Raw genomic sequence first — 24,283 nt, 5'->3', positions numbered from 1 at the left:
AGCGCTATATCCAACTGTCCAAATCCACCTGTTAGCGGTACTTTATGATACTGGAGCATTACTTGCCGGATTTCATGCTTTTTCGCAGCCGCAAAGCTTCAGTATACACGCTGTGCCAGTCTTTGTCTTCAATAACCTCAGGGCTGTAATTCGCCCGCTCGAACATGCCCAGGAGTGCGGACAGATTTGCCGCCGCCGCAGGCCGTTCAAGGCTCCAGCGTTCCACAGATTCGCGCAATGTTTCATGCTCTTTCTTCAGCATACCCTTACTTCGGACATACCTTACCCAGCGCTGCGTTTCTGCCACAACTTTTTGTACCGGAGTCAGCTGATGGCCGATGCGCAGACGCGTGATCAGGAACCGCAGACTCATGCGCCGCTGCCAGAGCAGGAAGCCGCTCCAGAGCAGAAGAACAACCGCCGCTCCTGTTACTACCCAGACACCCGGATGGAATCCTTCACTTCCGGCGGCCGTATTTGCCGCTTCCTGTTCAGGCTCCGCTTGCTCTTCCTCCTGCACTTCAGGTTCTGCTACGCTGTCTTCCTCCGTCTGGGTCAGCACCGGAACATTGAAGCCGGGCGTGGCTTCCACCGGTACCCACCCGTAGTCACCGAAATAAATCTCTGCCCAGGAGTGGGCATCTGCGTTCGTGATCGTATAGTTATTATTCACCAGACCGCCTTGCTGAAGCGCCAGATTATCCGGGATTTCTGCCTGTTCGCCGGGCGCATAGCCCTTGACCCAGCGGGCCGGGATATCCAGGGAACGCGTCATTGTGACGAGTGCAGTGGAATAATAATCACAGTAGCCTTCCATAATCTCAAACAGGAAGCTCTCGACCATATCCTTGCTTCTTGCGCGTGAGACATCCGGCTGATTCGTGTAAGGGAAGGTTTGCTGCAGATATTGCTGCAGCAGCATGACCTTCTCGTAAGGCGTCTGTGCTCCGGCAGTAATCTCCTCCGCGAGCGCACGGACCCGCTCCGGGAAGTTACCCGGCAGCTGGAGATACGGGTCAAGAACAAGATCTCCGTACAGCTGTTCATAAGTCTGTGTACTCAGCTCCTGAAACGGTACCACTGGCACCTCCGAGGTCACCACATAGGTCTGCGGGTAAGAGCGTGCACTGCCCGCCGCGTTCCACAGCAGCTCACTGTCTTCACCCCGCCATGACAGCCCGTTGCTCTCCGCTATTCCATCCACAGAATTCACTTTTACAATCGAGTAGCCGCCGAAGAGCACAGGATAGTTGTTGCCGCCCAGCAGCTTAACCGTCTGCGTCAGTGTCCGGGTCTCTGTCTTAGGGGCTGCGACAGGCTCCAGCGGCTCTCCTACCTGTACTGTCCTGAAGGTTCCCCGGCTGAATGTATCATCGTCACTCCAGCCTTTTCCGGAATACGTACTCCGGATCTCTCCGCGCATATAGGTGCGCAGATCGGAGGTGACGGTCATTACGGGCGAATAATCAAAGTTAAAGCCTCCACCGAGATTATCATCATTCAGACTGTAGCCGGAGGTGGTTGCTCCTCCCGTCCCTTCACCGCTTGAGCTTTCACCGCTGCCGCCGGCGGAAGTTCCGGAGGAAGGTGTATTTCCGCTCCATTCCTGCCAAACCGTATACGGGTCAGTTAGTGTAGGGCGTACATCCGGCATATTTACTCCGGCAATAATGACAAGTGAGAAGATGATCGCTATATTAAGGGCTACTTTGAAAGGATATTGAAGCAGATAGGTCCAGCCCCGCGGATAATGCAATTGGAAGCTTCTTAAATGCCTGGTGACCAGCCAGCCCATTCCGGCAAACACGGTCCAGGCTACTTCCTGCCATAATACAGATGTTGTAAAAGAGTCCAGCGCGGCGAACGCCGTAATATTCATCCCGATGAACATCAGAATCCGCGCCTTGCCATTCACCCACCAGGATGACAGCAGCATCAGCACCCAGGCCCCCAGCGCAAACCAGATGTACGGATTCATATGTGTGATGATATCCGGCAGCCGTTCACGCAGTGTGGGCAGCCAGGGATTCGGAACATATTCCCCGTAATGCAGAAGAATACGATACACGAGATACACTATCGCCACACCTTCAAGCATGAGGCGGTAAATCCATTTAACAGGTATAATAATTTCAATTAAGGCTACTGCAACAAGAGTCAGCAATACAGCGGCTGTAGTCTCCTCCAGCCAGAAGGGCTCCGTGTAGGAGATCCACTGTAAGGCGATGATCATCAGCCAGAGCAGCGTCAACGCGTGATGCCATGAGGATTTGACTCCGTTCATCCAATGCTTCATCGTACAGGATCACCTCCAAGTACCGCAGGGAGCTCATGAAGCGAGCTGACATTATAGCTGGTGATCCCGCGTGATTTGAGAACCTCCGCCCACTCCTCTCCCCGGTTCTTAGCGGCAGGATTGCGGACATGAATATGCGAAGGGGTCAGCCCATGACTGTCTGCCCAGCGCAGGGTATCCAGCACCGGCTTGCCGCTCTGCGGGCTGATCAGCACAAAATATGCGCCTTTGGGGAACATCCGCTGAGCCTTGTCCAGCCTCGTAATCAGCGGCCCCCGGCCCTCCGCATTGATATCAATCAGATACTGGATCATCTTCTGCCGCTCGGCACTGCCTTCTGCCGGACTGAACACCTTCGTATCCTTATCCAGGCAGCACAGGCCGATCCCGATTCGCTCGCGTATGCCGAATCCGAGCAGTGACGCCGCAATCGAAACCGCCAGCTCGAACTGTCCTGAGCTGTAATATGCACCTGCACTGCCATCGAGCACCAGAATGGTCCGGGGGACCGATTCATGCTCGAATTCCTTCGACTTCCAGGCACCTGTCTTCGCGGTAGCATTCCAGTGAATCCGTGTCAGCCGGTCTCCGTAGACATAATCACGGACACCGTTGATTTGCGTGGTCTCACGCCGGGACTGGAGCAGCGAGGCTTGAGGCCCGGACAGGCGCGCTCTCCGCTCATACAGCTGCCAGCGCGGCACTACGACTGCCCGGGGCAGCACGCGGAACCGTCCTTCGGCCTTGAATGTGCCTTTGTGCTCCATCAGTCCGAAGATATCCTCACTGAGGATATCCGTGCTCTCGAAGGTGTAGCAGCCCCGCTCCAGCACCGGTGTCTGGAACAGCAGCTCTCCCCGCCCTCTCAGGCTGGGGACCAGACTCTCCTCGAACACCCAGGATTCCCCGTTATGGCGCTTCAGAATTTCCCGCACCACCACATACGGCAGAGGCAGAAAACCCGGAATGTTAACATTCAGCTTCACCCGCAGATAACCGCCTGCGTAGAGCAGATCAGGCTTGTCCTGCTCCGAGTAGAGGCTGCGGGTACCCTTGGCCCGACGCACGCCGCCCAGTCCCCCAATGATTAGATACAGGATCAGAACCGATACCATAATGAACAGCATGAACGAGGTTTTGCCGCCCTGAAACAGCACATAGAGCAGTGTGATGACCCAAATCGCAAGCACGCCCATGAATTTCCTTGGCTGAATGACAGCGGCCGCTCCCGCTAGGATGCTCCTCATCTTATTGCCTCATGGTTACAGGCACATGAATGCTCTGCAGCAGCTTCTGCAGCAGGGAATCCACGCTGACATTATCAAGGCGTGATTCCGGCCGCAGCAGAATGCGGTGTCCCAGTGCAAACGGAGTAAGGGTCTTCACATCGTCAGGCAGAACATAATCGCGGCCTTGCAGGAAAGCATAAGCTTTGCATGCCATCATGAACGAAAGCGATGCCCGGGGGCTTGCCCCAAGGAGTACAAGCGGGTGCTCCCGCGTCTGCCGGACTACATCCAGCAGATAGTTCAGGACCGGATCGCTGATATAAATATCGCGGATCTCCTCCTGGATGGCGGCAATGGTGTCCATTCCGGTGACCGGAATCAGCTTGTCCACCGGTTGGCCCTGCTGATGGGTAATCAGCAGATTCTTCTCCGTCTCGGCATCGGGATAACCCAGGCTGATCCGCAGCATGAAGCGGTCCAGCTGGGCCTCGGGAAGGGTATAGGTGCCTTCGAAATCTATCGGATTCTGTGTTGCGCAGAGCATGAACGGATGCGGCAGAGGATAGGTCTCCCCGTCGACCGTCACATTGCGCTCCTCCATGACCTCAAGCAGTGCGGACTGGGTCTTGGTGGTCGCCCGGTTAATCTCATCGGCAAGCAGAATATTGGTCATGACCGGCCCCGGGCGGAAGTGAAACATCTCATCCCGCGGATGATAGACGGATACACCGGTAATATCACTTGGAAGAATATCGGGATTGCACTGAATCCGGCGGTATTCACCAGACATGGAACGGGATAGCGCCCGGATCAGCTGCGTTTTGCCAGTCCCCGGAACATCCTCAATCAGGACATGTCCGCCGGCAAGGAGTGCCGTGAGCAGCAGTTCGATTTCGAAGCTTTTACCGAGTATACAGGATTCCAGATTAGTGCGGACAGCGTTCATAATTTGCGTAGATTCTTGACGTACGGGCATATATGGTAAACCTCCTATGTCAGAATAAGCAGTAATATATACATTTTACATGATTGGAGTAGTGAAAGTACATGTTAGGGGCCGTGAAATTATAGAGCGGCTTACGAGATTTGTCAAAAAGAAACACTTATCGGCCACAGCAAAACACAGCATCTTCCGTCTGCGGCATTTCCCGTGCTGAGTGTCTGCTATTAATGACAGTCCCGCCGGCAGGGCGGCTGCTGACAAATAGCCCGGAGGAGACTCCGCCGGGAAGCCACTGGCAAAGTGAGCGTCACAGCTACCATTCATTTAATTGTGGTTGCCCGCTTTTACCGGGTTTGAAGAAATATTGGCTTCATGGCGGAATTAGCAGGCGGGGCTGGTGCGTTCGGGAGGGCTAGTGTGTTGGTAGCGTTCGGGGCTGATGTGTTGGGTAGGGCTGGTGTGTTCGGTAGGGAAGACGATGGGCTAGTGTGTATAGGGAACTGGTGCATTCGGAGGAACTGGTGTGTTGGGTATATCTTGGGTGTTCGGGAGGGCTGGTTCGTTCGATAGCGCTCGTGCGTACGGGGGCTGATGTGTTGTGTTGGGCTGGTGCGTTGGGTAGAGCTAGGGTGTTCGGTAGGCTAATTAGATAATGTTGTACTTTTTGCAGGATTTCTCGCGTCTAAAGGGGGCAAATCCGGTATTGTTGTACTTTCTGCAAGATTTCCGGAGGCTTGGCAGCTTCGAGAGCTGGATTGTTGTATTTTCTGCAGGATTTCTGCATTTCGGCAGAATTCATCCCAGCATTGTTGTAATTTGTGCAAGATTTCTGGAGTTTCACTCATTCTGCTCTGCTAGCCGGCCGGCTCAGATTACTTACACCTCACATTCCTGCACTTAGCCTACCTCAAGACCATTCAAACACCTTCCCACTCAATCTCCCTGAAGCCCCTTCAAACGCACTCCTACCTCACACTCCCACCTCACATTCCTGCACTTAGCCTACCTCAAGTCCATCCAAACGCACTCCCACCTCACATACCAACACTTAGCCTACCTCAATTTCTCTCAAAGGTACCTCTACTTCCCGGAATATCAAAGCGACTCTCTCCCTGTCTTATTCCACCCACTCTCCACCGCCCACCGCAATCGCCTTCAGCAAATTTATAGTTACTATCTTTAAAATCAGTTTGAATTTGCTCCGGTTTATAGGCTAATCCCAAAGTAATCGAGTAGGCCCATGCGCAATTGCATGGGCCTCTCACAGATCCGTACGTGCGGGTCATCGCATACGGCTCCTCCGTGCTTATCCCCTCTGGGGATGAAGTTCTTTGTACAGGTCGAGCAAAGAGCAGAGACCGATTTCTTGAAACCAACTGTTTGGCATTGCAAACTGTGCGTGGTAGCCACTGGAATTTCTCCATGCTGTCATTCTAAGCTGGGGGAGCGGCTTCCTGTATCCCCTGCGTCGTAATTCACGGTGCAGTTTACGGATTTTCCGCCAGCTTCTAAGTTGCACCGCTCTCAGCCTTCGCCGAATCCAACCATCCATCGCTCGGAAGAAGTAGAAGTCTTGGCCATGTCCGTAATAATTGCCCCAGCCGCGCAGGTATCCATTCAGCTTCTTCGCCACTAGCTCCTCCACACTTACCGTCTGGTTTCGGCGCGTAATCTCTTTCACCCGTTCCTTGAACTTACGCTTTGCTTTATCCGAAGGCACCATCCTCGAACCCTTCCTGAACTCATACCCTAGAAAGACAAACGTCTCTTCCATATTGTTCACGATTTTGGTTTTCTCTGGATGTACCTTCAGTCCCAGTTCCTTCTCTAGAAAGCGTGTCACCGAACTCATCACTCTCTCCGCTCCTTTTTGCGACTTACAGCAAATGACGAAATCATCGGCGTACCTTGTTATGCGGTGCCCTCGTTCTGTCATTTTCTTGTCTAGCGGATGCAGATAGATGTTCGCTAACAAGGGGCTTATCACACCGCCTTGCGGGGTACCTTGCTCATTCAGATGGAAGCTGCCGTTTTCCATGACCCCAGCTTGCAGAAAGCGCCGAATCAGTTCAAGCACACTTCCGTCCACCACTTCCTCACGTACCGCTTGAATGAGTTTCTCATGCGGAATCGTATCGAAGTACGCTTTCAGATCCGCATCAATCACGTACACATATCCGTCCGTTAGATCTCTGCGGATGTTCTCTAGCGCCATGTGAGCGCTTCTTTCCGGTCTAAAGCCATAACTGCAGTCCAAAAACGTTTCTTCAAAGATCGGTTCCAGGATACGCTTTACTGCCGCTTGCACGACACGGTCTTCTACGGTAGGAATGCCAAGAGGTCTTAACGTGCCGTCCGCCTTGGGGATATAGACTCTCTTCACCGGCTTAGGCCGGTAGGTCTTACTTCGCAGTGCGTGCTGAAGGGCTTGTACATGGCTCTCCAACCCCGACTCGTATGCCTTTATGGTCACTTGGTCTACGCCTGCGGCTCCCCTATTGCGTTTCACCTCTCCAAAGGCTTCCTCCAAGTTTGGTACTGCCCAGATCTTGTCAATTAGGCTATACCATCTGCGTTTCTTGCCACCTTGTACTCCCTCACGGAAGCGCCTGACGTTTTCCGTCTTTTCCTCCATGCCTCGTCTACTTCCCTTCTAAAACCCAGCGGATTAGCCTTAGCGGCACTATTCCAAGTTCCTTTTTGGTACATCGCCCCAGACGGTCTACCCTTATGTTCGACCCCGGTTCTACGCGCTTCCTGGCTCCCCGACTTCTGTCTGGTACATGGCAGTTTTTTTTTCAGCACTTCTCTTTCACGGTTTCGGGCTTCGCACCAGGTCCCTGCCTTTTCAAGTCAGCGCCTGCATCGGCGACGCTGCGCCGATTCACTTGCCTTTGCGGCCTTTCTGACAAGCTTGTTCACTACTATCCCTACGTCTGACTTCTTACCCTCCGTCCTTCCGTTCTTGACCTCACGATCTTAAACGAAAGTTACCGCTTTGCGGAGAGGATAAGATCTCCTTGGGTCACGTCATCGCACTTTCTCCCGAATCCAGTCCTCTTAACCTCCAGAGCTACGGATGGTATTGGACGTTCCTTTCTTTTGCAAGGTTGTCCTGCTCTGCCGGCCAACTTGGTTCTGCCGCCTGTTCCGGGTTTTGCCTTCTCATCCTCCGCACCCTTCCTCACGGACAGAGCACTATGAGTCAGCTAGGTACTTCCGCCATCTCGCGGTGTACTCGGGACTTTCACCCGTTAGCACGATGCGCTGCCAAGCGCACAAAAGACCGCCAAAGGCGGCCTTCCTAATTTACTTAGTTTTATTTCACTTAGTTTTATTTCACTTAGTTCCACTAAGTTTTGTTACCCTAGCCCTTCGGCCGGACAACAAGTGCCGCCAGGAATGAGAAAACAATCGCGGAGGATATCCCCGCACTCGTTACGTCGAAGATTCCGGTGACCACCCCGACCCAGCCGTCGCGCTCCAGCTCTGTCAGCGCGCCATGGACCAGGGAATTCCCGAAGCTGGTAATCGGAATGCTCGCTCCGGCTCCGGCAAACTTCACCAGCGGATCATAAATCCCAAACGCATCGGCCACCGCACCTAGTACGACCAGCGTACTCATGGTATGGGCGGGTGTCAGCTTGAGCACATCGAACATCAGCTGCCCGATAACGCAAATGGCTCCCCCGACCAGAAAAGCCCACAAATAAATCATGCTCCTTCACCTCCGCTCTCCAGGGCTACCGCATGGGCTACGCACGGAATACTCTCCCCTTGCTGATAAGACAGCGGTGATAGCAGTGCTCCGGTCGCCACAATCAGCACCCGTTTCAATTCGCCCTTTTTCAACCGGCTCAGAATGTGCCCGTAGGTCACTACCGCAGAACAGCCGCAGCCGCTTCCTCCGGCTATGACATATTTCTGCTTGTCCAGGTCATAGATCATAAGACCACAGTCGTTAAAGACTGTCTGCTCCATAGGAATCCCCTCTTTGGCCAGCAGATCTTTGGCAATCGGCAGACCGATGGAAGCAAGGTCTCCCGTCACGATCAGATCGTAATGGCCGGGCGACAATCCCGTGTCCCTGAAATGTGCAGTAATCGTATCCGCAGCGGCCGGGGCCATGGCGGTTCCCATATTGAACGGGTCCTTCAGCCCAAGGTCCATAATACGCCCAAGCGTCGCTGACACCACATAAGGCCCTTTTACAGTACCATCATTAACACCAACCACTGCACAGCCTGAGCCGGTAACGGTATATTGGGCCGTTGGGGGCTTCTGGGAGCCGTATTCTGTAGGATAACGGAATTGTTTCTCCACGGTACAGTTATGGCTTGATGTGCCGGCCAGTGCATACTTGCCGCCGCCGGAGTCGACAATCATGGAGGCGATAGCCAGACTCTCCATGGAGGTCGAGCAGGCGCCGAAGACGCCAAGATAAGGCACGCCGAGCTTCCGCGCGGCGAAGGAGCTGCTGATGATCTGATTCATCAGATCACCGCCGACAAAAAACTCCAGCTTCTCCTGCTCCAGATTCGCGTTCATGAGCGCGAGCTTGGAAGCTTTTTCGAACAATGCGCGCTCTGCCTTCTCCCATGTCTTCTCGCCCATTTCCAGTGAATCGTAGATAAAATCAAAGCTTGAAGCAAGCGGGCCCTCTCCCTCTTCCGGGCCTACCACTGCGGAGGAGCCGAGAATGACCGGACGGTTCGTGAATTCCCAAGTCTGACTGCCGAGCTGCTTCATCGTTTAATGTGCACCTCCCCAGCCCATAACGGCATACACAACACCTACAACAAATGCGGCAACCACACCGAACACAATGACTGATCCGGCCAGCTTGAACATATTGCCGCCAACGCCGAGTACGAGCCCTTCAGCCCGGTGTTCAAGAGCAGCGGAGCACATACTGTTGGCGAACCCTGTAACGGGCACTGCTGTACCTGCACCGCACCACTGGGCCAGCTTGTCATAGACACCGAAGCTGGTCAGAATGACCGAGAGCAGAATCATAATGGCTACCGTTGGGCTTGCTGCTTCGCGGGAAGTCATATCGAATATAGCCATGAAAGCTTCCTGGATGCCTTGTCCAAGCACACAGATCAAACCGCCGGATAGGAAGGCTCGCACACAATTCTTGAATACAGGACGGGAGGGCACATAAGGCTTGGCCAATTCCTGATAATCCTGCGGGGTCAAAGTATCAAGCCGCAGCTTGACGCCTGATTTCTTTGTTTTCGCCGGCAATACAGACACCTCCTGTAGGATACGAAAGGGAGCGGGCTGCGCGTTTCCCGTCCCTCCGGGTTGTGCTTCAATACAATGTTTTTCCTTATTGTTCACTATAGGCGGCCCCGTTATGTCCCCTTAAGCTCAGGAAAAATAAAGCAGCACAACAATCAGCAGCATAAACAGCACCAGTATCAGCACAGCTTCATTGTCCCGCCGGTACCGGCGGGGGTACCGCTTGTGCAGCCCGCGGGCCTGCACCTTCCTGGGCACTCCCCGATTGCCTGCTGCGGCTACACTTCCTGATAGCCACATTCTCCTCGCTTCCTTTCCCGGCTCCTGCCTGCAGAGCCCTTACAACATAGTATTCGCTTCCCGGGTCACTGTGTTCATATGCCCTCCTGCCATGGACAATCGGCGTAACAATGTTCATACTGGGTAAGATGAACAAAAGAAAATAACCAAAAGCGAGAAGGAACTGCAATAACACCTGATCCTGACAAGTGGAAACGGCCTTGCCGTCCTTTTTAGGACGGTACCGTTTCAGCGAGAAAGATAAGGATAATTTATGCGCGGAGCATATAAATTCTTATCTTTTACCGAAACTTAAGTTCATCCTATATAAGTGTAAAAAGGAGCGATATGTATATGAATCCAGAAACACTCGACTTGTTCAAAACATTGACTGAATTCCCTTCAGCCCCCGGCTTCGAGCGTGAATTACGCGCTTACGTCAAAGAGGCGATGACGCCTTACACCGATGAATTCGTGCAGGACCGCCTGGGCAGCCTGTTCGGCGTGCTGCGCGGTGAGGCGAACGGCCCCAAGATCATGGTCGCCGGACATTTGGATGAAGTGGGATTCATGGTTACCGGCATCACGGACAACGGAATGATCCGGTTCACGCCGCTGGGCGGATGGCTTGCTTCGGCTGTGGCTTCGCAGCGGCTGCAGATTATTACACCAAAGGGTACACTGAATGGCGTTGTCGGCAGCACTCCGATCCACCTGCTGAGCGCTGAAGAGCGGGGCAAGACCGGCGATATCGGCAAAATGTACATAGATATCGGCGCGGACAGCCGCGAGGAAGCGCAGAGCTTCGGCGTTGCCCCGGGGCAGCAGGTTGTGCCGGTCTGTCCGTTCACCCCGCTGGCCAATCCGAAGAAGATTATGGCCAAAGCCTGGGACAACCGCTATGGCGTAGGTCTGGCGATTGAATTAATGAAGGAATTGCATGGCAAAAAATTACCGAATACCGTCTATTCCGGCGCCACCGTCCAGGAAGAAGTCGGACTGCGCGGTGCTCGGACCGCGGCCAATCTGCTTCAGCCGGATATTTTCTTCGGCCTGGATGCCAGTGCTGCTGCCGATATGACCGGCGACCGCCAGGCCTTCGGCCACCTGGGCCAAGGCGCGCTGCTGCGCATCTTTGATCCTACGATGATTACCCACCGCGGACTGATTGAATACGTTCAGGATACAGCGGACACTCACCGGATTAAATACCAGTATTTCGTCTCCCAGGGGGGAACGGACGCCGGTCAGGTGCATGTCAGCGGGATCGGCATTCCTTCGGCGGTTATCGGGATCTGTTCACGTTATATCCATACGGCTACTTCCATTATTCATAGCGACGATTATGCAGCAGCCAAGGAGCTGCTGGTCAAGCTGGTTGAAGGCCTGGACCGCACTACACTGCAGACGATTCTGGAGAACAGCTAACCCAGCGCTTTAATTCGGCGGTTATGGTTGTGCAAGCCTTACTTACTACGGTGCCTCTCTTAAAAGGGGGCGCCGTATTTGTTATGCCGTGATTATACGCACCGGAAGCGCAAAAAGCCGCAGGGATAGGTTACCCCTGCGGCTGTACTTCTATAGATTTATTTCAGCTTCGCATATTGCTCCATCGCGGACTTATGAACCGGATGGTCAGCAGCAATGCCGGTGTATTTCGCCAGAGCAGCTTCTGCGCCAAGCTCGGCAATCGCTGCCTGCAGTTCGACCGCTTCCGGGTCATCACTCACATTGAACAGCAGTGCGCCGGCCATAGAGCGAGTCAGGGCAGCATAGCTGAGCCCTCTGTCGTAAGCCTGCAGCGCCGGTGACACGAGACGGTCATTCGGCGACAGCTTGCGCAGCGGCGAACGGCCTACACGGGACACTTCATCGGTCAGCGCCGGGTTGCGGAAGCGCTCAAGGATTTTGTCGATATACTTGCTGTGTTCTGCCTGATCGAAGCCATGCTTCTGGATCAGCACTGCGCCGGTTTCTTCCAGCACTTCACGGACCTGTGCAGTCAAAGCTTCATCTGCCATAGCCTGCTGGATGGTTTCGTACCCGCGCAGGAAGCCAAGATACGCTGCGGAGCAGTGTCCGGTATTCACGGTGAACAATTTACGCTCGATATAAGGCTCCAGGTTATCCACGTAATGCACACCTTCAACCGGTGTATAGCCCGGAATCATCTGGGAGGAATCTACGACCCACTCATAGAATGGCTCTACGACCACCTTCAGAATATCCTCATGCTGCTGCAGTGGAACAATCCGGTCCACAGCCGCGTTAGGGAAGGCTACGGACGCGTCCGCTTTGGCGCGGGCTGCTTCATCAAGCTTGGCATACACCAGCTCCTTGAGCTGAGCACTGCCGCCAATCGCGTTCTCGCAGGCAATCACATGCAGCGGTGCGGAAGAGACCGCTACCCGTCTGCTGATGCCATCAGCCAGCACACCCGCAATATGCTTCAGAATCGACACTCCGACAGCTGTGGTAACCAGATCGGCTTCAGCAATGGCTGCAGCAACTTCTTCACCTTGAGTTACGCTGCTGAGTGCAGTTACATTTTTGACGATTACCGTCTCCTGACCATCACTGGCCAGCGTTACCGGGTATTCGCCGCGCTCCTTAAGCTGGGATACAAACGCCTCATTTACATCCACGAAAGTTACTTCATACCCTGCCTGCGAGAGCAGCAGTCCGATGAAACCTCTGCCGATATTGCCCGCTCCGAAATGGACAGCCTTCATTATTCCATGCCTCCTTCGAAGATCGCGATCACATCAGCAGCCGTTGGTGCATTCATTACGCGCTCAATGGCATCATCTTCTGTGAAAATCATCGCCACGTTGGTCAGGACCTCCATATGCCCGTCGCCTGCGGCAGCAATACCGATCACGATGAATGCCGGCTCATCCCCGCCGAAATCCACACCGTCCGGAAAACGGATTACAGACAGTCCTGTGGATTTGATGAACGGCCGTGCTTCCTTGGTACCGTGGGGAATCGCCAGCCCTCCGCCCATATAGGTGGACACCACTTCCTCGCGCTCCAGCATCTTGGGAATATATTCCTCCGTTACATGTCCTGCATCGACAAGCAGCTTACCCGCCATAGTGATCGCTTCGTATTTATCTTTAGCGGCACCGTGCATAATTACTTTATTTTCTGACAGTATACTCATATGGTTTCTCTCACTTTCAAATTAAATTTTATTTTGGAAAAAATGAAGCAGCTCCGAGGACAGATATCCCCGGATCTCAGGCTCCGTACGCTCCTCCAGCAATTGTACCAGTTCGGAATTAAGCAGCAAAGCGCTGATCTCGCTGAGCACCTCCAGACTCTCCTTGGACAGTCTGCGCGGAGCCAGCATAAGCAGAATCACTCTAACCTCAGTGTCTCCCTCCAGAATCACAGGCTGGCGCAGCCGGTACAACGTAAGCGATGACAGATGAATATGGCTGCTCCGGGTATGGAAAAGCGCCAGCCCCGTGTCCGGTATCACCTGACTGGTCATCCGCTCCCGCTCCAGCAGTCGCTCCAGGACAATGTCCGCATCCCCAATTACGCCGCTTCCATTCAGCATTGCCAGCATTTCCACCAGTGTTGCAGACAAATCCATATCCTTGTTGTCAATGGGATGGAACCGGAACCGCTCCAGCAGGCTGACCATTTCATCAAGAATCCCCTTGTAGCTCTTCAGCCTCTCAAGTGAAGCCTCATCCCGCATAGTCCGGTCCTGCTCACCTAATGGGCCTGATTCCCGCTCACGCAGCGTTGTGTTCTGGATATAATTCAGCAGTTTCTCTATCTCTTCCCCTGTGAGCAGGGGGCTGATTTTGATATAACGTTCCTTATCAATCGGCAGATCAATGGTAGAAATAATCAGGTCGTAGTCCACATCCGGCAGCCGTGCGGCTTCATACCAGGAAATATTGCCGAGAATCTCAATCTGCGGCATTTCTTTGGTCAGCCGGGTGGCCAGCAGACGGGAGGAGCTGAGCCCGCTGGCACAGACCAGAATGGCTCTGACATTACGCCTTAGCTGATTAAGCCGCTCGACGGAAGCCCCGAAGTGCATTACCAGAAATCCGATTTCTTCATCCGGAATTTCAAGCTCAAGCTGCATATCCTCTACGGAGGCACGGACGATGTTGAACAGATACTCATAATCCCGGCGGATCGGCCCAAGCAGCGGATTGCGGATGCGTGTGCCTTCCCGAATCCGCTTCAGGGCGGGATCGATATGCTCCAGCAATCCTTCGCGCAGGGAACGGTCACTCTGGAAAGGAAGCCCTGTCCGTTTGACCACACTCTCCGTCAGCTTGTAGACGATCTCCATTAACTCAATATCACCGTAGGCAAAGCCGGCAGAAGAGAAAGAATCCTGCACCCGGTCGAATAATCCGGCGATATACAAGACCTCTACCCTGGGAATATCCATCCCAAGCGCCGCTCCGAGCTGCTGGACAAAGCTCTCGGCCCCGGCAATGTTGCGGTGATCGGACATTCTGGAATATCCCGCTTCTTCTCCGCTGTCAATGCTCCGGCCGATTTCGATCCGCCTGGTCGTCACGGCAAGACCCAGCAGCATTTCCATGTAGACAATTTCCGGAAGCTCAGCGGTCCATTTCCATTCCATATCCCACAGGGTATTCTCTACCTCCATGAGATTGGATTTCCCAACCGTAGACAGCAGAACACTGAAGACCGGGTTGCTCTCAGCCTGGGAGCCATGGCCAACCAGATCGGACAGATCCAGATGCTCGGCGGCCAGCCGGCCAATCGCCCGGCGCTTATCGATCTCACTGCCGGTGATTTCAACGCCGTAGCCTCTTCTGCGGACCAGCTCCAGGCCGAATTTACGGACCCATTGCTCCAGTTCATCCAGATCGTAGCTTACAGAGGCTACTGTCACCTTGAGTGAATGGGCGAGCGTAAACAGCTTCACCGGCTCTTCCGCCTCCAGCAGGGCGCAGAGTTCATACACCTTGCGGTCTTCTCCAGAATATTCCGCCGGCTTCTCTTCCCGCAAAAACAGGCGCAGCTCCGCAAGACCGGCCTCCGGGCCGTTCAATTGTATGCCTTTCCCCGATTTTTTGATCAGATTCACACCAAAATTCTTCAGCGCAGACTCTATGTCCTCCATCTCCCGGTGAACGGTTCTTACACTCACACCGGTAGCCTCAGCGATTTCAGCAGCCGTAATTTCTCCGCTGACTCCGAGCAGAAGCCATATAATCTGGCGCTGTCTGGCGGTAATTTTCCTCATATTCCGCGAACACCCTCCGCCCTACACCAAGTAGAAACGGCTATGCCGTCCTCTAAGGGACGGCATCCGTTTCAGCAAGAAATATAAGGTAAAGTATAGTGGAACATATACTTTCTTATATTTGGGGACAAACGCTGGCTTTGGCGGCCAGCGTCTCCTTATTTGACATTATGCTTATTAATTTATCTTACACTTCTGCGTCTTACTTCAAACGTTCCACGAGCTCATCGTATTTCGGGCTCTTCAGGAAGTTGTCAATCGAGATGTGCTCTGCGTTTGGATTCACGGCAATGGCACGGTCAGTAAGTGTCTTCTGCGTAACTACGATGTCAGCATCCGCAGGAATTTCACTGACAGCAGAGTTCACAACCGTAATGTTAACTCCGGCACCTTGCAGTTTCTTACGCAGTACGGAAGCGCCCATCGCACTGGAACCCATCCCTGCATCACAAGCGAAGACGATTTTGTTCACACTGCCTTTAGTGCGGACATTAGCAGCTACAGTTGCAGTTGCCGCAGTTTGAGCTGCAGTTCCAGCGGATTTCATGTCTTTAACCTTGGCTGCTGCTTCCTCAATATCCATTTCTTCTTCGTCGTTCTTCTTAACAGTCTTCAGTAACAGGGCCGCAAGAGCGAACGATACGACGGTTGCGACGATAACCCCGGCCAGCATTGGAAGATATCCGCCCTTAGGTGTCATCGCGAAGTATGCAAAGATACTGCCTGGAGAAGGAGAAGCTACAAGACCTGCACCCAGCATTTGGAAGGTGAATGTACCGGATACACCGCCACCGATAACGGCAAGGATCAGACGCGGATTCATCAGGATGTAAGGGAAGTAGATTTCATGAATACCGCCCAGGAAGTGAATGATGATTGCGCCCGGTGCGGAAGATTTAGCAGAGCCTTTACCAACCAGCCAGTAAGCAAGCAGGATACCAAGACCTGGACCAGGGTTCGATTCAAGCATGAATAGAATAGATTTGCCTACCCGTTGTGATTGTTCAAGCGCGATTGGTCCAAGTACACCATGGTTGATCGCATTGTTCAGGAACAATACTTTGGCTGGCTCAATGATAATATTGATGAGCGGCAGCAGATTATGATTTACCAGGAACTCAACACCATTGGACAAAATGTTGGTCAAGCCTTCAACCAGAGGTCCAATACCTTTAAGAGCTCCTACAGATAATACGCCACCGATAATACCGAGTGAGAAGTTATTAACGAGCATTTCGAAGCCGGCTTTGATTTTGCCGTCAACCGCTTTGTCAAATTGCTTCAATACCCAACCAGCCAGCGGACCGACCAGCATAGCTCCAAGGAACATCGGAATTGATGATCCGACAATAACCCCCATGGTAACTACTGCCCCGATAACACCGCCGCGTTTGCCGTGAACCATCTGACCGCCGGTATATCCGATCAGCAGCGGAAGCAAATATTTGATCATTGGATCAACCAGAGCTGCTAGGCTTTCATTTGGATACCAGCCGGTTGGAATAAATAATGCTGTAATTAACCCCCATGCGATGAATGCGCCGATATTCGGCATAACCATACCGCTGAGCATGCGTCCGAATTGCTGGACTTTTACCCGTGCACCACCGGATGAAGTTTGCTGAGTTGCCGTTGTGGCCATTTAAAATGCCCCCCTAATTAATTGAATGAGACCCCTTCGTTTACTTCTTCGTGAAAGGTTATCTCCTATGAACACATCGTAAATCAAAGCGCTTTCTTTGTCACCAAATTGAAAACACGGTTTCGTCATGAATGTTGTTGACATCATTTAAGAGTTCCTGCCAAGGGGCTTAAGTACGGTGTTTTCACTACTCCGAATGACCTATAGCTGGCCTGTTAACAAGGCTACTCCGCTCTGTTGGCAAACTTTCTGTCCGCCGCATTCCCCTTTTAGGATGCACCCGATTACCGTTATTTATCATATCCGCCAGCCTTGCTGTACAAAATAACCGCATAAAGTTGCTGGATTGCCAGTTGCTACTTATGCTCCTCATTTCTTCCAGGGATACAAATTGTATTCGGTTTTTCATATACATTTAGCCCGGTTATCTTTGCCGAATATCATGATTTCCTAATCAAACAAAAAAACTGCCCCCATTAAGAGGACAGCCTTGTCTTGTGATGCTTATCATGCTTATCATGCTTAGTTCACATTCTCAAATCATATCCAGCGGAACCTTCCACGATGGCTGCGGAAAAGCATCGTCCAGCTGCCAAAGCTCATCTGACGTAAGCACAAGCTTGCCGGCGGCTGCATTCTCTTCCACATGCTGGCGGGTGCCCGCCTTGGGAATCGCCAGCACATCCGCTTCACGGATGCTCCAGGCGAGCAGAATCTGCAGCGGAGTCGCTTCATGATTACGGGCAATCCTCTGCACGGTTTCATTCTCCGTCAATCCTTTTCTCAGCGTTCCCGCCTGGGCCAGCGGAGAATACGCCATTACCGGAATCTTGTGTCCGCTCAGCCATGGCAGGAGCTCATGCTCGATGCCTCTGGAGCCGAGATGGTAGAGCACCTGGTTCACTGCGCAGTGATTGCCGCCGGGAATACGCAGTAGCTCCTGCATGTCGGGCGTATCGAAATTGGAGACGCCCCAGCGCGCGATTTTGCCGGAAGCGACCAGAGCCTCCATTCCCTCTACAGTCTCCTCAAGCGGAAGAGTCCCCCGCCAGTGAAGCAGGTACAGATCCAGATGGTCGGTGCCCAGCCGCTTCAGGCTTGCTTCACAGCTGCGGATTAGTGCGGCTCCTGCAGCATTATGCGGATAGACCTTGGAGACCAGGAACACCTTGTCACGGATTCCCTGCACCGCTTCACCGACAAGCTCCTCGGAACGGCCGTCTCCATACATTTCAGCGGTATCAATCAGATTCATTCCCAGCTCAACACCGTGGCGCAATGCAGCAATTTCTTCAGCCCGGTTTGCTGCATGCTCGCCCATGGTCCAGGTTCCCTGGCCCAGTCTGGGCAGCACAGCTCCGTCCGGCATAAGGATAGTATCAGATACAGGTTTGCTCATAATAATGGAAGTCTCCTTATAGGATGAATGGTGTGGCTTGCTACTTACTATACTTACCATATTAACCTTCCCGAAACATCCGGCAAGTGTCCAAATCATAAACTTTCAGCAGAGACGGCGGAATCAGCCGATCAGCTTCAGCCCGGCTACAGCTCCAAGAATCAGCACGATGCAGAAAATACGCCGCGGATCGCGGGCCTCACCATAGAACACCATACCCATAATCGCGGCTCCAGACGCGCCAATCCCTGTCCAGATCGCATACGCTATGCCCATCGGCAGACTCTCCATTGCCAGTGACAGCAGCAGGAAGCTTGCACCAAAACCCAGGACAAGCAGGCCTGCAGACTGCCAGTTGCGGTTCTTATGCAGTTTACCAATCATGGCTACCCCGAACATTTCACATAACCCGGCGGCAATCAACATAACCCATGCCATATTAATTCAGCTCCTTTGCTTGCTTATCCGCACTATCCGCAGGCGTGGCCAGCTTCAGACCGACGACTCCGGCCAGCAGCACCAGTATCAATATCAGCTTCAGCGGACGCAGCGGCTCACCGAACAGGATTCCTCCGGCCAGAACGGTTCCCGCAGTCCCGAGCCCGACAAATACAGCGTAGACTGTACCGACCGGCAGCCTGCCGCTGGCCCATATGAGGGCGTAGAAGCTGACCAATATAGCTACTATCGTTATCGCCCATTCCCAGGGGGCCACAGCGTGCTTCAGCCCGATTACCCATACCACTTCAAAGCAGGCGGCACCTGCAATCATTGCCCATGACTTGCTGTTGTTATTTTTGCTCATTTCTCTTCTGCCTCCTGAAAATAAAATAAGCCCGGAAGGTTATCGTCGTATGACGATACCTCCCGGGCTTTTATCCCTCCGTGTATACACGGCCATGGTTCACTCCGTGCGTTCCCCCTCGGACCAGACCAGCATTGTACAACAGCTGCGGAACCCTAGAGAACATATAAAGCATTATTAAGTTACATCGTATGTTAGCAAATCGCGGTGCGAAAAGCAACCCCTATATTCTTCCGGCACTGCTGCTGCGTCTTACTCCTGTCCGGCCAACACGTTCAATTCACGCAAATCCTCAGCCAGATCGGCTTCGGTATATTTGCCCTGGCCGAAGCCGATCAGCGCGCGCAGCGGCATGTATTTCATCATGGCCAGGAACATTTCAGGATTATCACCCATCGCATCCTCCATCCCGAAGATACTGCCGTAATTCTTGGCTTTGCCCTCAGTCAGCGGATTCGCTAGCAGATCACCAACCGTAGAGTTACGGTTGAACCTTACGGCTAGCTTCGTCGTCGATACTACCTCCAGCTCTGCGGTGAGGCGGATGTCCCGTGAGGATGAGCCTACGGCGATAGTGAACACTCCGCTCTCCACATGCCAGTCGGCCAGCTTCACATTGTAATAGGCAAAGGAGCGCTTGTTCAATGTAAAGGTTATCTCGCGCTCTTCCCCCGGCTGCAGTTCAATCTTGTCGAAGCCCTTCAGCTCCTGCAGCGGACGGATGACACTGCTCTCTACATCGCTGACATAGAGCTGTACGGTTTCTTTGCCTGCTCTGCTGCCGGTGTTCTTAACGGTCACCGATACCTGTACGGTATCCGTATCCTTGATGCTGGTCTGATCCAGCGACAAATTGCTGTACTCGAATTCTGTATAGCTGAGCCCGAAGCCGAACGGGAACAGCGGCTCAATTTCTTTTTTATCATAATAACGGTAGCCTACAAACAAGCCTTCCTTGTACTCCACAGTATCGCCTTCCCCGGGGAAGTTCAGGAATGAAGGATTGTCGCTCAGCTTCTGCGGGAACGTCTCAGCCAGCTTGCCGCTTGGGCTTACTTCACCAAAGAGCAGATCGGCCACCGCGCCGCCAAAAGCCTGCCCCCCGAGATATCCTTCCAGCACGGCCTTCGTCTGCGGCAGCCAAGGCATTTCTACAGGAGAGCCGTTGCTGAGCACCACGATAATGTTACTCTGAACCTCAGCCACAGCATGGATCAGTGCCAGATGGCTCGCCGGAAGCGACAGATGGCTGCGGTCATATCCTTCCGATTCATAGCGGTCAGGCAATCCGAGGAACAGCACGGCAGCATCCGCCTTCCTTGCTGTATCCCGGGCTTCCTGCAGCAGCTCCTCATTAACCTCATCGCTGGCCAGCTCATACCCCTGTGCGTAGAGGAAGCTTGCCGCATCACCGGCAACCGCCTGCATCTCGATGAAAGCATCATCCAGCTTCGTCGGATTCACATGCGAGCTGCCGCCGCCCTGATAGCGCGGTGTCTTGGCGAATTCGCCGATAATTGCCAGGGTACCACTCTTGGCGAGCGGCAGAACACTGTCCTCGTTCTTCAGCAGCACCATGCTCTCCCGGGCCACCTCACGTGCCAGTGCATGATGTTTGTCCTGATCGAAGACGGCCTCTTCGTCCCGGCTGCCCGCACTCTTGAAGATAAAGGCCAGCATCCGCTCTACCGCAAGATCCAGAGTCTCCACGGACAGCTCCCCGTTGTTCACTGCAGCTACGATCTTGGCGTCGCCGATGCCTCCGCTTGACGGCATTTCCAGCTCCAGACCCGCCTGCAGCGCCTTCACCCGCTCATTGACCGCACCCCAGTCGGACACAACAAAGCCTTCAAAGCCCCACTCGTCGCGAAGCACTTGCGTCAGCAGCTTGTGGCTCTCTGAAGCATACTCACCGTTCACCTGGTTATAGGAACACATTACGCTCCAAGGCTGGCTCTGCTTCACCGTGCCTTCGAAGCTGGCCAGATAGATCTCGCGCAGGGTCCGCTCATCAATAACGGCATCCACGGACATCCGGCGGTGTTCTTGATTATTGGCGGCAAAATGCTTCAGTGAAGTGCCGACCCCCTGGCTCTGCACACCCTTCACATGATTCGCGGCCATCTCCGAAGCCAAATAAGGATCTTCCGAGAAATATTCAAAGTTCCGGCCATTCAGCGGTGAACGCTTGATATTATTGCCCGGCCCGAGCAGAACAGCGACATTCTCGACCTGACATTCTGCCCCCAATGCCTCGCCTACCCGGGCAATCAGCTTACGGTCCCAGGAAGAAGCCAGACCCGCTGCAGACGGAAAACAAGTCGCCGGTACGCTGTTATGCAGGCCCAGATGGTCCGCACTTCCCTGCTGCTTGCGGAGACCATGAGGCCCGTCCGTTACCATTAGTGAAGGAATGCCCAGCCGTTCAATGCCTTTGGTATTCCAGAAATCCAGTCCGGAGCAAAGTCCGGCTTTCTCTTCAAGTGTCATTTGTGAAATAAGCTGCCGGATATCCGCTGCTGTTGCCGTTGCCATAGTGTAGCCCTCCTAAGAATGCGTTTTCTTTTCTTTATTTTAAACGACTTGTTCCGGCATTTATGGCATTTTAATTGGATTTTTGGTAATTTGGTTATATAAGAAAAGGAAGTGTTGGTTATGCCCGGAGAAATGGAAGAACGCGAAGGAATAGAATATATCTGCAAGCTGATATATGAGGCTTACCGGGTTCCGGTCATGTGGCTGGATGCCGCAGACACTCCCCGGCTGACCCTGCCTCCGGCATTCGAATGCCGCCCGTCCGTCCAGGGGGCTCACTCCCTGCTTCACGAGGTCATGGATATTGCCCGCAGGAGCAGTCCTGCGGCAACAGCTGCCGGGAAGGCCGCCCGCACGACTGCTCCGCCGTATCTGCATACCACCGGCTTCCTGGAGAATTTCATCATTCTCCAGCTGCCTGAAGCAGATCGCGCCGGCGGAGCCATCGTCATCGGTCCGGTGCTAAGTGCACCGGTCACCGGAGATAACGCGGCCAGCCTGATGCGCGATTACAGCATTCCGCCGGGGGAGCAGGAAGGCTGGCTGCAGTATTACCGCAGCTTGCCTGTGCTCAGCCGGATGCGCTGGTATCATGCCGCGCTGCTGCTCTACACCCTCGCCACCGGTGAGGCATTGTCCATTACGGAGCTGCTGCTGGCTGCGGGCAAGTCGGGGCAGTCTGGCCCGCAGCCGGATGACGGCCCGGATCTGGACCTGTCCTACCGCCGCGAGAACACCTTGCTGCACCATGATCCGATGCTGGAGCGGGAGATGTTCCGCCATATCAGGAACGGGGACAAGGCAGGGCTGCTGCGGACCCAGGCTGCTTTTTCGGAAGAGAGTTACGGACGGTTGTCGAAGAAAAGCCAGCTGCGCAGCAAAAAAAATCTGGCCGTCTCCTCCATTACACTGGCGACACGCGCAGCGATTGAAGGCGGGCTGTTCTGGGAGATTGCCTATACCCTCAGCGACTTTCATATCCAGCATATTGAAGAGCTTCACGATATTCCGGCCGTGGACCGCGCCCAGCTTGCCGCTCTCTGTGACTTCGCCGACCAGGTGCTGGGCAGCCGCAGTTCGAAGCTCTCCCGTATCTCCGCGCTGTGCCAGAATTATATATACAATCATTTATATGAAGAGATTCCGCTCAGCAGGCTGGCCGAATTCACCGGACTGAACGCCAGTTATCTGTCCCAGCTGTTCAAGCAAGAGACTGGAACCGCCATCAGCGATTATATCCGGCAGGAGCGGATCGAAGAAGCCAAACGGCTGATGGAGCTGCCCGGCATTACGCTGTCGGACATCGCCTCCCGTCTGCATTTCAACGACCAGAGTTATTTCACCAAAGTGTTCAAGAAATACACGGGCCTCACTCCCGGACAATACAAGCAGGATTCAGAGCGGTTCTCCCGCTTCACCTAAGCAGACAGCTGAAATAAGCTTCTGATTATTCCGAGTTATTCCGCGCCTGCGCTCTGCCTTTCCGTACAATCACAGCATAGATTTGCAAAATTATGGTATGATCCGGTTAAGGACGCTTTTATACTTTCTTACAAAGGAGCGATTCAGCATGATCGGTAGCATTGTATTTGTTGGAGTAGTTGTATATGTCGCTGTGCTGGGTATTAATCACAGTAATCGTCTTCAACGCAAGAACAGGCATTACGGGCACAGAAATAATTCCGCTGATAATTATTTCTTTCCGGGGCCAGATCTGAACAACCCTGCCGGAGACAGCCGCGGCGATGATCACCGTCACAATGACGGGCACAGCGGAGCCAGCCATCATCACGGGCATCATAATCACAGCCATGGCGGCAGCAGCTGGGATAGCGGCAGCCATCACGGCGGCCACGGCGGCTGGGACAGCGGCGGTCATGGAGGACATGGCGGCGGTGATTTCGGTGGTGGTGGTGGCGATTCCGGCGGTGGCGGTGATTCCGGCGGCGGCGGCGGTGGCGGCGATTGACTGAACAACAGAGTCTCCTCTAGGCCATGAATGGGCTGCTTGGGAGGCTTTTTGTGTATGAGCATGATGGTTCGGGCGGGCGTTTGGCAGGAAAGGATGTTCCGCCTGCTACTCTTTAATTAGGCCGCCATGAAACATACATGTATAGACCATTGTATCTCCGGCCCAAATCACCTCTGACCCGTTGAACCAGGAGAAGTCCCCGTCTACTGAGCATTTATAGATGAGACGGCCATCCGTATAATGCTCCGGCCCGCGGAAGGGTTTATCCTCCGGCACCAGCAGCAGGGCGGCTTTCAGGAAGTCACCGCTGAAGCCTTCCGCAGTCACACGCCCGGCGTAATTCATCGCCCACAGCGGCTGATCATCCTCCCACATGGCTTCCTCTCCGGCAAACTTCTCCGAACCGAGGTAGGTATCTATGTATTTCAAGTTCCCGCGCACAAATTCCAGATCATGAGACGCCGGCCGGGACGGGATTAACTCCGGCCCCTTACCTGCATAAGTTGCTTGCTTGGCCTCTATCAGAAACTTAATCTTGTCCATCATAACTATCATCCTCCCGGAAAGTTAATCCAACCACTCCATAATAGAACATACGTTCTGTACAGTCAGTGACTTATCTCCTAATATATGTATCTAAATTGGGGAGAGTTAAAAATGTACCGGGCATGAGTGACAGGTC

General features: G+C 53.5%; 20 protein-coding genes and 1 riboswitch. Of the genes, 3 read left to right on the top strand and 17 right to left on the bottom strand.

What is annotated here, in order from left to right; all coding sequences use genetic code 11:
• Positions 1-58: 58 nt before the first annotated feature.
• The 8 genes from GC101_RS09580 to GC101_RS09545 form a co-directional block, all read right to left on the bottom strand.
• Positions 59-2,296 (bottom strand): transglutaminase-like domain-containing protein, encoded by a 2,238-nt coding sequence (locus GC101_RS09580; RefSeq protein ID WP_171717045.1) that lies wholly within the window; start codon positions 2,294-2,296, stop codon positions 59-61.
• The gene (locus GC101_RS09575) at positions 2,293-3,543 is read right to left on the bottom strand and encodes a DUF58 domain-containing protein (protein ID WP_171717044.1); all 1,251 of its coding nucleotides are present in this window, start codon (positions 3,541-3,543) and stop codon (positions 2,293-2,295) included. Before GC101_RS09575 ends, GC101_RS09580 begins: the two co-directional genes overlap by 4 nt.
• Before the next feature lies 1 nt (position 3,544).
• Complete coding sequence (locus GC101_RS09570) at positions 3,545-4,501, bottom strand: AAA family ATPase (RefSeq protein ID WP_171717043.1); 957 nt, start codon at positions 4,499-4,501, stop codon at positions 3,545-3,547.
• A gap of 1,273 nt (positions 4,502-5,774) precedes the next feature.
• Positions 5,775-7,103, bottom strand: a complete 1,329-nt coding sequence (ltrA, locus tag GC101_RS09565; protein WP_171717042.1) for a group II intron reverse transcriptase/maturase — start codon at positions 7,101-7,103, stop codon at positions 5,775-5,777.
• A 732-nt stretch (positions 7,104-7,835) separates the two neighbouring features.
• Entirely contained in the window at positions 7,836-8,186 is a 351-nt protein-coding gene (gene spoVAE, locus GC101_RS09560; RefSeq protein ID WP_042211352.1) for a stage V sporulation protein AE, read from the bottom strand.
• Positions 8,183-9,217 carry a stage V sporulation protein AD gene (gene spoVAD, locus GC101_RS09555; protein ID WP_171717041.1) on the bottom strand — a complete coding sequence of 345 codons (1,035 nt, stop codon included), beginning with the start codon at positions 9,215-9,217 and terminating at the stop codon, positions 8,183-8,185. The genes spoVAE and spoVAD overlap by 4 nt, the downstream gene beginning before the upstream one ends.
• A 3-nt stretch (positions 9,218-9,220) precedes the next feature.
• The gene (gene spoVAC / locus GC101_RS09550; protein ID WP_171717040.1) at positions 9,221-9,718 is read right to left on the bottom strand and encodes a stage V sporulation protein AC; all 498 of its coding nucleotides are present in this window, start codon (positions 9,716-9,718) and stop codon (positions 9,221-9,223) included.
• A gap of 126 nt (positions 9,719-9,844) precedes the next feature.
• Complete coding sequence (locus GC101_RS09545; protein ID WP_156118565.1) at positions 9,845-10,015, bottom strand: hypothetical protein; 171 nt, start codon at positions 10,013-10,015, stop codon at positions 9,845-9,847.
• A 333-nt stretch (positions 10,016-10,348) separates the two neighbouring features.
• Between GC101_RS09545 and GC101_RS09540 the strand changes: the two genes are divergently transcribed.
• Positions 10,349-11,422, top strand: coding sequence for a M42 family metallopeptidase (locus GC101_RS09540; protein WP_042211349.1), 1,074 nt, complete (start codon positions 10,349-10,351; stop codon positions 11,420-11,422).
• A gap of 158 nt (positions 11,423-11,580) precedes the next feature.
• On the opposite strand, the gene GC101_RS09535 is transcribed toward GC101_RS09540, so the two are convergent.
• From GC101_RS09535 to GC101_RS09500, 8 genes are all read right to left on the bottom strand, one after another.
• Positions 11,581-12,726 (bottom strand): mannitol-1-phosphate 5-dehydrogenase, encoded by a 1,146-nt coding sequence (locus GC101_RS09535; protein WP_171717039.1) that lies wholly within the window; start codon positions 12,724-12,726, stop codon positions 11,581-11,583.
• A complete protein-coding gene (locus tag GC101_RS09530) occupies positions 12,726-13,160 on the bottom strand; it encodes a PTS mannitol transporter subunit IIA (RefSeq protein WP_039308269.1) in 435 nt (144 codons plus the stop codon). Before GC101_RS09530 ends, GC101_RS09535 begins: the two co-directional genes overlap by 1 nt.
• A 21-nt stretch (positions 13,161-13,181) precedes the next feature.
• Positions 13,182-15,248 carry a BglG family transcription antiterminator gene (locus tag GC101_RS09525; protein WP_171717038.1) on the bottom strand — a complete coding sequence of 689 codons (2,067 nt, stop codon included), beginning with the start codon at positions 15,246-15,248 and terminating at the stop codon, positions 13,182-13,184.
• 202 nt (positions 15,249-15,450) lie between these two features.
• The gene (locus GC101_RS09520) at positions 15,451-16,890 is read right to left on the bottom strand and encodes a PTS mannitol transporter subunit IIBC (protein WP_171717037.1); all 1,440 of its coding nucleotides are present in this window, start codon (positions 16,888-16,890) and stop codon (positions 15,451-15,453) included.
• Positions 16,891-17,425: 535 nt separating this feature from the next.
• The gene (locus GC101_RS09515; RefSeq protein ID WP_171717036.1) at positions 17,426-18,289 is read right to left on the bottom strand and encodes an aldo/keto reductase; all 864 of its coding nucleotides are present in this window, start codon (positions 18,287-18,289) and stop codon (positions 17,426-17,428) included.
• A 123-nt stretch (positions 18,290-18,412) separates the two neighbouring features.
• On the bottom strand, positions 18,413-18,727 hold the full coding sequence (locus tag GC101_RS09510; protein WP_042134787.1) for a DMT family transporter: 315 nt from the start codon (positions 18,725-18,727) through the stop codon (positions 18,413-18,415).
• A gap of 1 nt (position 18,728) precedes the next feature.
• Positions 18,729-19,094, bottom strand: coding sequence for a DMT family transporter (locus GC101_RS09505; protein ID WP_171717035.1), 366 nt, complete (start codon positions 19,092-19,094; stop codon positions 18,729-18,731).
• Positions 19,095-19,151: 57 nt separating this feature from the next.
• A riboswitch (guanidine-I (ykkC/yxkD leader) is annotated at positions 19,152-19,264 on the bottom strand.
• Between the two features lie 82 nt (positions 19,265-19,346).
• Complete coding sequence (locus GC101_RS09500; protein ID WP_171717034.1) at positions 19,347-21,629, bottom strand: glycoside hydrolase family 3 C-terminal domain-containing protein; 2,283 nt, start codon at positions 21,627-21,629, stop codon at positions 19,347-19,349.
• A gap of 120 nt (positions 21,630-21,749) precedes the next feature.
• Here GC101_RS09500 and GC101_RS09495 point away from each other — a divergent pair, with 120 nt between their 5' ends.
• Positions 21,750-23,051 carry a helix-turn-helix domain-containing protein gene (locus tag GC101_RS09495; protein WP_171717033.1) on the top strand — a complete coding sequence of 434 codons (1,302 nt, stop codon included), beginning with the start codon at positions 21,750-21,752 and terminating at the stop codon, positions 23,049-23,051.
• 148 nt (positions 23,052-23,199) lie between these two features.
• Positions 23,200-23,598 carry a hypothetical protein gene (locus GC101_RS35715; RefSeq protein ID WP_216626532.1) on the top strand — a complete coding sequence of 133 codons (399 nt, stop codon included), beginning with the start codon at positions 23,200-23,202 and terminating at the stop codon, positions 23,596-23,598.
• A gap of 108 nt (positions 23,599-23,706) precedes the next feature.
• Here GC101_RS35715 and GC101_RS09480 read toward each other — a convergent pair whose 3' ends face one another.
• Positions 23,707-24,147, bottom strand: coding sequence for a DUF5680 domain-containing protein (locus GC101_RS09480; RefSeq protein WP_216626531.1), 441 nt, complete (start codon positions 24,145-24,147; stop codon positions 23,707-23,709).
• Between the last annotated feature and the right edge of the window lie 136 nt (positions 24,148-24,283).

It is taken from the genome of Paenibacillus phytohabitans, assembly GCF_013141775.1.
Taxonomy (GTDB): Bacteria; Bacillota; Bacilli; order Paenibacillales; family Paenibacillaceae; genus Paenibacillus_AQ; species Paenibacillus_AQ phytohabitans.
The sequence above is the reverse complement of the archived record's forward strand: the minus strand, read 5'-3'. Positions and strand labels throughout refer to the sequence as shown.